Source organism: Chitinophaga sp. CC14, from assembly GCF_048957795.1.
GTDB lineage: Bacteria > Bacteroidota > Bacteroidia > Chitinophagales > Chitinophagaceae > Chitinophaga > Chitinophaga ginsengisegetis.
The window spans coordinates 1,658,140-1,670,221 of sequence record NZ_JARBFY010000003.1 but is presented as its reverse complement, the minus strand read 5'-3'; the positions used below and the strand labels follow the sequence as shown (position 1 = coordinate 1,670,221).

Genomic DNA, 12,082 nt, shown 5'->3' with positions numbered 1-12,082 from the left:
ATTAAAATGAAAAAAATGAAAAAGCAATTCTTCTTATATAGTCTTCTTATTTGCACAGTTGCTGTATTGACCGTTTCCTGCAACAAGTTCCTGGATGTGATACCTAAAGGAAAGCAGGTAGCTTCAACAATAACAGACTACGAACTTTTGATGAATTCTCCCGACTTCTACAACTATTTGCAGGGAGGCGGATGGCAGGTACCACTGCTGATGGGCGATGAAATAGCCGCGGAAGAGAATTATTACGCCAATGCTTACCCTTATGTACAGCGGTTATTCAGGTGGGATGATGTGATTTATGAGGAATCGGATGTAGCAAGTGATCTCAGAAGTTTTCTTTCCAATCTCTATACCTGTAATAAAGTCATCAATGAAGTGATGAACGCGGATGGCGGAACCAGCCTTGAAAAACAATATGTCCAGGCCGAGGCCAAAGCTACCCGCGCCTGGATATATTTCCAGCTCATCAATTTTTATGCAAAGCCCTACCAGGCTGCTACAGCAACGGCCGATCCGGGATTTCCCATCATTACTACCGCAGACGTAATGCAGAACTCTTTTTCCCGCAGCACGGTTCAGGCGGTGTACGACTTTATGATTGCTGATCTCAACGCCGCCATCGCAGTGCTGCCGCTGCGTTCCAAAGTCAAAAGCCGGATGTCTGGCGCCGCTGCAGCAGCCATCCTCGGGAAAATATATCTTTTCATGGGAAAAAGCGTTGATGCCTTGCCGCTGTTTAATACAGCTATCGATGACGCCAATGCCTCTCCCATTCAAACCAGGCTTTACGATTACAACAAAGAGCTGGCGCCAGGTGGATCCTTTCTTCCTATTGGCATGAGTGGTCCTAATTCTGACTATGTAAATCTGAACGATTATACGGAATCTGTACTGGCAAAAACCTTCAGCAATCAATTCGCATCCGGTGGCATGGGTATTATCATCAAGCCGGAAACAGCAGCCCTGTTTGGCCCAACAGACCTTCGGTTATTATTCTATTCAGCCGATTATCCTGACTGGTCGCCTAACCCATCCGGCCGCCTGCGCCGCTATGGCGTCATGTATTCCAGGTTTGGTGTCACCCTTGCCGAGCTTTACCTGCTCCGTGCAGAATGCAAGGCCCGGATGGATGATCTGACTGGCGCCTGCGGCGATATGGAAATGCTGCGGAAACACCGGATGCCCGAAGCAGATGCTCCCGTCCCTTCTGCTACAGCGACAGATAAATTTGCGTTGATAAAATTCATCTTCGATGAGCGCATCCGTGAATTTGCGGCAGAAGGCTATCGCTGGTTCGATATGCGCAGACTCAGCGTGGATCCGCTGTTTCCCAATCAGACATTTACCCATAGCGTCTACCTGCAGAATGGGAGCACGCAAACATATACCCTGCGTCAACCCGACAGGCTGACGCTTCGCATTCCATCCAATATCATGGTCGTAAACCCGGGGCTGGAGAATAATCCATAGAACCATCTAAAATCGATTTATAATGAAAAAGTGGCTAATGCCCGCATGCCGGGCTGCTATTGTATTGCTCTGTACCAGCAATCATTTATTTGCCCAACACGAATTTACAGTGCGCGGTGAGCTGGGAAAAGATCAACAGGGAATGATAAGAATCACTTATTCCAACCGGGGTGAAATGGTGAAAGACTCGGTTAATTTTAAAGATGGCAGGTTCACCCTGAGCGGTAAAATCACCTCTCCCACTCAGGCTGTTGTCGTTATTAATCCGCTTTACGGACGAATAACCTACGACCAATACATGGCACTGGATCAGCAGGAGTTTTACCTCTCGCCGGGCGTCAATACCATCGAAGGCAAAGCAGGACTCAAAACAGCAAAGATTACCAATGGCAAAGAGCAGGCATCTTTCAGGATTCTCGACAGCCTGCACCGGCATTTTGAATCCCTGACTGAGGCGCTGATGCGCTCCGGCCAGGCACATTATGAAGCCAAAGACTCTATGGGTGTCCAACTGGTCAGGGATTCCATGACGGCGGTGCACACACAAAGCGCTCTGGCCGACAGCAACTTTATCCTCAGCTATCCGGATTGTTTTGTGGCGTTCGATCTTTTTGTTTTGAGGTATGAAACCCAGACACTGAAACTGCCCGAAGCACAAACTGCGTTCGAGCGGTTTACCGCTCCCATTCGTGAGTCTTACCAGGGAAAGCTGTTCGCAGCCAGGATCGCAAAAGCCCGGCACCTTGCCACGGGAACAATGGTTCCTGATATAAACCTGCTCGATACCACCGGGCAGCAGGTATCCCTGTCCTCTTTGCGCGGCAAATATGTTCTGCTCGGTTTCTGGACAACGCTTTCCGGCGGGGTGCCTGCGTTTATGCAATCTTTAGAGCAGATCCGGCTACAGGTAGATCCTTCCACTCTTCAAATCTATGCTGTTGGCATTTCGCCGGACTGGAATTTCTGGACGCAAACCTTGTCTCGCCACAAATCTTCCTGGATCAATGTCATTGATCTGGATGGGATTACCGGCACTGGTGCGAAAAGTGAAACCGCCAAAGCGTTTGACCTGGGCATTATGCGGCTGCCGCAAGGTTACCTGATTGGACCAGAAGGCAAAATCCTGGCTGGCGGACTAGCTTTTGACGAACATCTCGCAGCCACCATTCAGTACTTGATAAAACAAAAACAGACAGATAAATGAAAAAGCTTTTGTGGATCACAGCATTGCTATGCCCGCCTTTAGCACATGCCCAGGTAAAGATGAGTGTACACGGACAAGTCAGACACCCGGCGGGCACCCGGCAATTGTATTTTTTTGAAAGACGGAACCAGATTCCTGTTTTGATAGATTCAGCCAATATCAGTAGTGACGGACAATACATAGCCAACCTGCACCTGAAACGGGAAGGAGCTTACCTGGTGGGCGACAGAATGGGCGGACAATATGCTTTCTGGGCTACGGGAAAAGACCTGGTGATGGATATTGATGAACAGGAAATGCCCATTGTTGCGAATGATGCCGATAACCAGGTTGTGCACCAGGTGAATCTGGCCATCGCACAACGAACAAAAGACTACGGTACCAATCCACGACAGGCCTTGCAATCTTTCAGTGAAAAACTGACGGTGCTGATCCGTGCCAACGCTACCCACCCCGGTGTACTCTACCCACTAAGTTTCTTCAGTTTTGAAACGGATTCCACTCTTATTGGCGAGATCCTCCCAACCCTGTTAAGAAAAAATCCATCTAACGCCGCAGTGAAAGCTTATGCAGCTGCAGCCGTGAGATTACAGCAAGGTTCGCCGGCGCCGGACTTTGATTTCGTGACCCCAACGGGCGAGAAAAAGAAACTCTCCGCAGCGCTGACCGGATCCAAATACGTACTGGTAGATTTCTGGGCTTCCTGGTGCGGCCCCTGTCGCTCCGGCATCCCCGGGATCAAAAAGCTCTACGACGAATATAAAAACAAAGGGCTCGACGTGCTGGCGATTTCACTGGATGCCAAAGAGGGAGAATGGAAAAAAGCGCTGGCGGAGGAGGAAATGACATGGCGCCAGGGACGGGTACTGGACAAAGGTGTATACCTGATGGAGACCTACCGTTTCAGCGGCATCCCTTACCTGGTGCTCTTTGACCAGCAAGGCAAAATTGTGACCGTCAATGTTAGCCACGAAGCACTGGAAAAGAAATTCCTGGAATTGATGGGGCCTCCCGATCCGGTAGCAGCCACACAAACCGAATACAGCTCACTGGAGGCTGATGATGTTGAAAAAAAGATGATTACAGACGTGCTTTCCCGCAATCTGCAGCCTGAATACGAGACCGCGCTCAAGGGAAGTACACAGGAGTCCTTTGTGAAAGCATACACGGACCTGCTCAAAGCAACTGCTGATCTCAAAGGTTTCCAGGCTGGTAAACTATTCTACTCGTTACCGGATTACTATAGGGAACTTATGAAACTGTACCGGTCACCGGTAGCGGATAAATCCAGGGAATATGGCCAGTTGGAAGCAAAACAGCTCCGTTACCTGCGTTACCTGTTCAATAAACCCCAATATGAAAAATACCTGCGCTACCGCAAAGACCACCCGGTATTGCCGGGAGCTGTACCGCTGGACCCCGCCGTTAGAACCGGGAAGCTACCTAACGGTTTCACCTACTATATTCGCCGCAATGATCAACCGAAAAACCAGGTACTGATGTACCTGGTCAATAAGGTAGGGTCCATTCTTGAGCAGGAGCATGAACGCGGGCTGGCTCACTTTATGGAGCATATGAACTTCAATGGTACGCGCCACTTTCCGGGTAACCGGCTGGTGACCTACCTGCAAAAGGCAGGCGTTCGTTTTGGTGCAGACCTTAATGCCTATACAAGCTTCGATGAAACGGTATACGAGTTGCCACTTTCCACCACTGATCCCAGCCTGGTTGATTCAGGTTTATATGTCATGCGGGATTGGGCTAATGCCGCCACACTGGATTCGTTGGAGATTGAAAAGGAGCGCGGGGTGGTAGTCGAAGAAAAGCGCCTTGGCAAAGGGGCGACAGAGCGGCTGAGAAATAACTTTTTGCCGATAGTGACTAATCAGTCCCGGTATGCGGAGCGGTTGCCCATTGGTACTGATATGGTGCTGAAGAATTTCACCCGCAAAGACCTGGTACAATTTCATCGCAATTGGTACCGTCCGGACTTGCAGGCACTGATCGTGGTGGGTGATATCGATGTTGATCAAATGGAAAAGACCGTGCGGGGCATGTTTGCCGATTTGCTTTCCGCTCCCGGCGCTCCTCCGCGAACTCATTATGAGGTACCACTGACAGGTAAAAATCAATTTTTGGCTCAAACGGATCCGGACCTCACCAATACACAATTACAAATCCTGGTGAAACAGAAGGGCCAGCAGATAAGCTCCGAAGCCGATTTTATTGCTTCCATGAAGCGGACCCTGTTTAACAGTATGCTTGGCAGAAGAATGCAGGACGAACTCAATCCCCTGCCAGATCCGGGATTCACGTCAATTAGAGCAAGCGTTCAACCGCTGATGGGTGGGCTCGATGCTTTTTCCTATGATGTGACTGCCAAAGATGGAATGTTAAAACAGGCGGTGCAACAGGGCTGGCGTTCACTGACCCGCGTGACCAAATATGGCTTTACGCCTGCAGAACTGGACCTGGCTCGCCAGTCCTATCTCCGCTCCCTGGAAAATGCCAGGATGGAAGCAAGCAAAACACCATCCCGTAGTTATGTATCCGAATACCAGGCTCATTTCTTACATGGTACAGCCAGCCCGGGCCTCGATTGGGAGTACCAGTTTGCAAAAGCCAATATCGGCGCTCTTACTGTTGCCGATATCAATGCGCTCATTCCCTATTATATTGGGTCCACTAATCAGGATATCCTGATTCAGGCACCGGACAAACAAAAAGACCAGCTGCCGGATGAAGTAGCAGTACGCCGGTGGCTGAACGAAGTGGCAGAAGAAAATCTGGAACCAGTTAAGGAGGCAGGATCTCCGGTAAAATCATTACTGGACCACGACCCAACGCCGGGAAAAATCGTTTCGTCCCGCCGCAACAAACAAATGGGAACCGAGGAACTTACTTTAAGTAACGGGATCAAAGTTGTACTAAAGCCTACCCGGTTTAAAAATGATGAGATCAGCTACAACGCATTTGCGCCCGGTGGTACCTCCCGCTACCCTGATTCCATCTACCTGGCTGCAACCTTGTCGGCCCGCCTGCTAAGCGGTTTTGGCATCGGCGCATTTAGTCCGGCTGATCTGGCACGCATCCTCAACGATAAAATCGTCAATGCAGGCATATACATTGGTCCCCGCTCCCAGGGCATCTTTGGCAGCGCTTCCACCAAAGACCTGGAAACGGCGCTGCAGTTAACCTATCTGCAATTTACCAGTCCGCGGGCCGACAGCCAGCTGTTCACCAATGCCATCAACAGTATGAAAGCCTCACTGATAAACCGCTATGCCGATCCCTCCAATGTGTTTAGCGATACTATTAATAATTTCATGAGCGGCTATAGTCCGCGTAGCGCCACTCCGTCGATTACACAGGTGAATCGTGTAAAGCTGTCTGATATAGTGTCAATTTACCGCGACCGATTCGCGGACGCTGATGGCTTCACCTTCATATTTACAGGCAATATCGATAGCATAACGATCCGGCCATTACTGGAAAAATACCTGGGTTCACTGCCATCCCTGCAACGTAAACAAAAGGCAATAGATTACAAAGCAACGGTACCTGCCGGCCGCATCACGAAACAGGTATTTAAAGGCAGTGAAGAAAAAGCAACTGTCAGGATAATGTTGGGGGGCCAGGACAACCTCACGCCGATGAACAGGTTATTGTTAAATGCTATGGGCGAAGTATTGCAATATCGCTTACTGGAAAGTCTCCGCGAAGAAGCGGGAGAAGTGTACAGCCCCTCTGTGCGTACTTCAACGGTGAAATATCCCGTTTCACGATTTGGTATCACCATTTCTTTCGGTTGCGCCCCTGTCAATGTCGATCACCTGGTATCATTGGTAGAGAAAGCTATGAAAAAACTTGTAGAAGACGGAACCAGTGCTGAAGATCTGCAAAAGTTCAAGACGGCCTTTATCAAACAAACAGAAGCCGCCCTGAACACCAATGATTTTTGGTTAAGCTATTTGAGTACACAATATGAAAACGGTGAAGATGTAGCTGAAATCAATCATTACCGTGAATATCTTGATAAACTGACGTCGGCCTCATTTAAAAAAGCGGCGGCCCACTATCTGAGTGGCAAAAACATGATCCGATTCGTGTTATTGCCAGAAAAGATTTGAATACGAGGAGAAATGAATGTCGAACATCCATAAAAACCAGAAGGGTGGCTCATCCTGGCCACCCTTCATTTTTATAATTATATAGCTTCCGAAACAGCCGCACGAAAATTAATTCTTCCAGGTTTTCTCTCCCTTCTTCATCTTTCCCAGCGTAACCATATAGTTTTCTTTTTCGCTGCCGGATGCCAGTTCCACCGCCTTTTCCATTACCGCAACCGCTTCCTTAGTTTTTCCTGACTTGTGAAGGAGGCCAGCGTAGACATTCATAAACTCCCGGTTGGCGCCATCTTCAGCCAATGCACGTTTGCTCCACTCCAGTGCCGCGGTAATACAATCCCTGTCAGGGCTGTTCTCAAAAATAGCCCGGGCAAACACATTAAATGTTTCTTTATCCGCAAAAGCAGGCCCGTACTTTTTCATGTATGCCATAACGCTTTTCTGAAAATTCGGCCAGTCATTTCTGCTCATATAATATTGGGCCTTGAATTTTCCGACTACAGGTTCAGCATGCGCTGGATACTTCGCTGCCACGGATGTTTGAATCGCTTTCCAATCGGGAACGGAACCCGCGGAATTCGTCAACAACGGCATTACCTCTTCATTAAAAATAACCTCCTGCACCCTGTTATTCGCAACCCCGGCACCCAGCACTTCGTCTACCCTGTTTCCATAATTCATAAAAATTTCAAACCCCTTCAGCCTACCCGAAGAAGAAAAGCGATTCAGAAACAGTATGTTTTCTTTTGTAAGCAGGTCGTCCTGGGAATTTACATACATATCAGCATACCTAAGTGCATTGTCTTTTTCCATAACCTGCTGAGACATAATAGCCAGTTTCTTCATCATGTCGGTATTCTTTTTGTCCGACTGCCCGAACCTTTTCACAAGGGTATAATATTGCTTTTCCGGATCTAAGGCATCAGTAGATTTAGCAATAAGACGGTCAGCATCTTCACTTCCCGGAACCCGGTGTACCAGCTCCCCATCCGGCGAAAAATAAAGGAATGTTGGCATTGACGGGAGTTTATATGTGTTATGAATCATTTGAGCGTCCTTATACCACATTTTTACATAATCATCATCTTTATCGATCTTGTCCAACTGCAACTTTACGCAAATGAATTTGTCGTTGAAAAAATCTCCCATTTCTTTCCTCGGAAACAGCTCTTTGATCATTTTAACACAGGGTGCACACCAGGTGGCATAACAATCCATAAAAATATACTTGTTTTCAGCTTTTGCTTTTGCCTTTACCTGTTCCCACGACAGTGCGTGATCGAAATGTACACCCGGTCCTTCCGTTGCTGTTTTTGAAGAAAGCAATTCCGACAACCTGACCGAAAGTTCATTATCACGGAGATCCCTGGCAATGATCACGCCGTTTGTATCCAGGAGGAAGTTCAGTGGGATGCCGGTAATACCATACATTGCTACAACCGGGCTTTCCAGCCCTTTCACATCAGAAACCTGCGTCCAGGGAAGCTGCTCATCATGGATGGCTTTCATCCATTTCTCCCTGTTTTCATCCAGGGAAACGCCGAGAATTTCAAAGCCCTTGTTCTGAAAAGCTGCGTAACTCTTTTTCAAATATGGGATCTGCATACGGCAGGGTCCACACCAGCTTGCCCAGAATTCAATCAACACATATTTCCCGCGAAACGACGATAATGCCACTGCATTGCCGGCCGTATCAGGCAAACTGAAAGCCAGCGCAGGATTGCCAGCCACCAGTGAAGCAAGGCCTTTCATCCTGTTGCTGACTGCCACCATATCCGCCCTGTTCCTCAGTTCCGGCGCCAACGCCGCAACCAGGTTTCCGATTTCACGTGCACCGGAGGTTTCCGCCAAAGCAGCCCGGCCTTTTAATATTGCGACATTGATCAATGCCGAAGGATGCTGAACGATAAAATCTGACTCGATACTCATCTGCAGTTTTTTCAGACTATCCATCTGCGCAGCATAGAAAGCGATAGAATCAGCTTTTCCGGTAAACTCACTGGCCAGCGAAACTTTCAACTGCTTTCTGAATGCATTGCCAAATGCAGTACGTTGCTGTCTCAGGCTATTATCCAGCTTCATAAATGCGTCCATTTCAGCATTTCCCGAGATCACCATATCCTCCAAATCGTTGCCGGACACATGAAGTTTCCCTTCCATGAGATAGAAGTAGCGCGTCTGATTTCCTGCAAGTGGGTCCGCCGCCCGCTCCGCCTCACTCACCGCTGTCTGCATGGTGAAGTACACAGGAACTATATCGCTTTTTATAATGCCTTTAAAACTGAATTTCCCGTTCACAATCACCGCGCTGTCGCGCAGATAAGCTCCCGGATTCCTGGATCGCTCCACCAGCGAAACTTGCTGAAGCAGAAATATCTTCCCTTGTTTCACCTTTTTAAAGTTACCACTGATAAAAAATGACTTCTCTCCCTCACCCGCAAAAACATGAAGGGTGGAAAAAAGGAATGCCAATTTTATCATAACCATGTACAACCATATAGTTTTCATCACATCAAAATTTAATTAGGTAATAATATCACTTCAGCAGTTCCGCCAACTTTGCATACAACCCTTCGTTCCTAAGATTGGTCGCTACAATAATCCCATTTTGATCGATCAGGAAGTTCAACGGAATTCCAGTAACAGCATATTTTGATACAATCTTGCTGCTATGCCCTTTCAGCTCCGACACCTGCGTCCAGGGAAGCTTGTCCTCATGAATAGCCTTCAGCCATTTCTGCCGGTTGTCATCCAGGGAAATACCCAGAATATCGAAATTCCTGCCTTTGAAGGTTTCATAACTTTTCATCAGATACGGTGTTTGTGACCTGCAGGGACCACACCAACTCGCCCAGAACTCAACGAGTACATATTTTCCCCGATAAGAAGACAGCGTCACACTATTGCCCGCTGAATCCGGCATACTAAATTCCAATGCCGGCTTTCCCGGTACCAGCCGGGAAAGCACCAATAATCTTTTTCTGATTGCGCGCATATCTTCCCTGTTTCTCAACAACGGCGACAAACCAGTCAAAAGCACTTCCATCTCTTCAGCATCTTTGGTGTCTACCACCTCAGTCATCGATCTGAACATAGCCATACTCAGCAATGATGCAGGATGATCTTTAATAAATAGCTTTTCGGCTTCACGGTATTTATCCGCAAGTTTTTCTGATGCTGCCGAATAAGCTGCAAGCGAGTCCTGTTTGCCAGGAAACCCATTCATCGCACTGATGAGGCGATATTGCGATCCGATACGGGACAAGGTTGCATTTATCGGCCCGAGTATTCCTTCCAGGCGCATAAAATCCTCAGCCTCTGCAGTGCCCGCGAATATGATGTCTTCCAGACGGTTGCCGGAAACGACAAGCTTTCCGGGAGACAGGTAAAAATGACGGCTGCTCATGCCAGCAAAGGGATTTTCAGCAAGCTGTGCTTCCGTTACCGGGACATGCATCGTAAACATCGCAGCAACAATATCATCCTTCAGTATTCCTTCAAACCGGAACCTGCCATTCACAAGTACCGCACTATCAGCCTCCTGCCCGCTGCGGTATTGTTTCAAAAGAAACACTTTACTTTCCCTTACCTGATGCAAAGTGCCTTCGATGGTGTAGTTTCTGTTTACAGGGGCCGCGAAAAGACAGACCGCTGTCAGGGAAAATGCGAGTGCAGCAAGCAATCCGCCGGTTAACTTTTTTTTCATTTTCTTCTATTTTCAGATCTGATAATTATTTATTCCCGCGGGTCGTTTATAAAATAAGGGTATGACCGGCCTCGTTCCGTTCCGTGGTCAGCAGTCGGGAAGGGCCGGAAACGGACCTTGTCACTTTTTCAGTTAAAACCTTACCTGGGATTCTGCGTCAGCCCGCCGGCGTCAATTTCCGACTGTGGTATAGGCCATGTATATCGCGGATCGTTGGGCGGTAATTCATAGCGATTCCCCCCAATCTCCCGCACAAGTGTTTGCGCGAACCGGGGCTCCTTATTCAGTCTTCTGAGATCCTGCCACCTTGTGCCGCGAAAGACCATTTCTTTCCGCCTTTCCAGGAGGATTATCTTCAGCAGCTTTTCAGGATCTTTTTCCGTTACCGGAGAAAACCAGGAATGATCGATCCTGTTTTTCAGCAGCAGGTTCAGATCATCAAGCGCCTTGTCTATCTTATTGGTCCGGGCATTGCATTCGGCGTTCAGCAGATAAATTTCGTCGGCCGCCAGGCCGGAAAAATAAGAGTAGGCAGCATATGATCCTTTAAAGACCAGGAATCTGTATCCATCAACATCAATATAGGGTCTGAAATAAACTTTATACCGGATATCTCCCGGTTCGTACAGCGCCAGCAATGAAGGATGAAATTCAGCTCTGTCTTTGAATACGGAATTGAGTGCAGTAGTATAACCATTGTCTGACACGGAATAATAGATCATTTCCGGATTGCTGGCGCCGTAATCTGCGGCAAAAGCGTATTCATAAAAATTGGCAGGATCATCGGCGCCTAATGTATTGAAGTCTATCAGTTGTCCGCGGAGCGAAAGACACCGTTCTGCATATTGCGCCGCTTTTTCATATTCCTCCATCAACAGATACGTTTTTGCAATAAGAGCATAAGCCGCAGCCTTTCCCGGCCTGATATAATTGGTTCTTTTTGTTTCCGCCGGAAGCAGCTCCGCACTTTTCAGTGCATCATCCAATATCTGTTTGTAAGTTTCGTGGACAGACGATCGCTTTACTTTTACCGTAACATCGGGTTCCAGCCTGAGTGGAAGCCCATTGGGATTGTCACTTCTTTCATAGGGAAAAGAAAATTGCTGTGCAAGATTATAATAATGAAAGGCTCTAAAAAAAAGCGCGCTACCTTTTACATTGTTCCATGCAATCTGTTCATCGGGCGCTGGCTGAATGGATTCAATCCCGTAGAGGGCATGATTTGCATAAAAAATGTAGAGATAAGAACGGCTCCAGTCCATATTTTGCTCATACTGAAGCATGTTGATTTTCTGCGACCACACATACACATCCCGCAGGTAGGCATTGCTTTCCGTTGCCAGTTGATTCCACCGCTTCTCCGTAATGATAAACTCGTCGCTCCCGTTTGCACCAAAAGTATGGGCGGTATTCCCCGGAGCAAAATTGTAATCGAGTATTGCCTGAAAATCGGCAATGGTGTGCGGAACCTGAAGGCTTTTTAGTTGTTTTACTTCAAGAAAATCGTTGCTGCATCCTCCCAACATCAGAAGAAAGACAAACCCTATATAATATTTTAATAAAAGTTTCATGCTT

6 protein-coding genes are annotated in these 12,082 nt (G+C 47.7%); 3 read left to right on the top strand and 3 right to left on the bottom strand.

Going from position 1 to position 12,082, the window contains the following annotated elements:
• Positions 1 to 15: 15 nt before the first annotated feature.
• Genes PV783_RS16785 through PV783_RS16775 form a run of 3 tightly spaced genes read left to right on the top strand, consistent with a single transcriptional unit; the run spans position 16 to position 6,804 of the window.
• Positions 16 to 1,470, top strand: coding sequence for a RagB/SusD family nutrient uptake outer membrane protein (locus PV783_RS16785; protein WP_420988844.1), 1,455 nt, complete (start codon positions 16 to 18; stop codon positions 1,468 to 1,470).
• 22 nt (positions 1,471 to 1,492) lie between these two features.
• On the top strand, positions 1,493 to 2,674 hold the full coding sequence (locus tag PV783_RS16780) for a DUF4369 domain-containing protein (RefSeq protein ID WP_420988843.1): 1,182 nt from the start codon (positions 1,493 to 1,495) through the stop codon (positions 2,672 to 2,674).
• Positions 2,671 to 6,804 (top strand): insulinase family protein, encoded by a 4,134-nt coding sequence (locus tag PV783_RS16775; RefSeq protein WP_420988842.1) that lies wholly within the window; start codon positions 2,671 to 2,673, stop codon positions 6,802 to 6,804. Before PV783_RS16780 ends, PV783_RS16775 begins: the two co-directional genes overlap by 4 nt.
• A 108-nt stretch (positions 6,805 to 6,912) precedes the next feature.
• On the opposite strand, the gene PV783_RS16770 is transcribed toward PV783_RS16775, so the two are convergent.
• The 3 genes from PV783_RS16770 to PV783_RS16760 form a co-directional block, all read right to left on the bottom strand.
• Positions 6,913 to 9,288: a redoxin domain-containing protein gene (locus PV783_RS16770; RefSeq protein WP_420988841.1), complete on the bottom strand. Its 2,376-nt coding sequence runs from the start codon at positions 9,286 to 9,288 to the stop codon at positions 6,913 to 6,915.
• 49 nt (positions 9,289 to 9,337) lie between these two features.
• Positions 9,338 to 10,507, bottom strand: a complete 1,170-nt coding sequence (locus PV783_RS16765; RefSeq protein WP_420988840.1) for a redoxin domain-containing protein — start codon at positions 10,505 to 10,507, stop codon at positions 9,338 to 9,340.
• Between the two features lie 140 nt (positions 10,508 to 10,647).
• Positions 10,648 to 12,078: a RagB/SusD family nutrient uptake outer membrane protein gene (locus tag PV783_RS16760; protein ID WP_420988839.1), complete on the bottom strand. Its 1,431-nt coding sequence runs from the start codon at positions 12,076 to 12,078 to the stop codon at positions 10,648 to 10,650.
• Positions 12,079 to 12,082 lie beyond the last annotated feature (4 nt).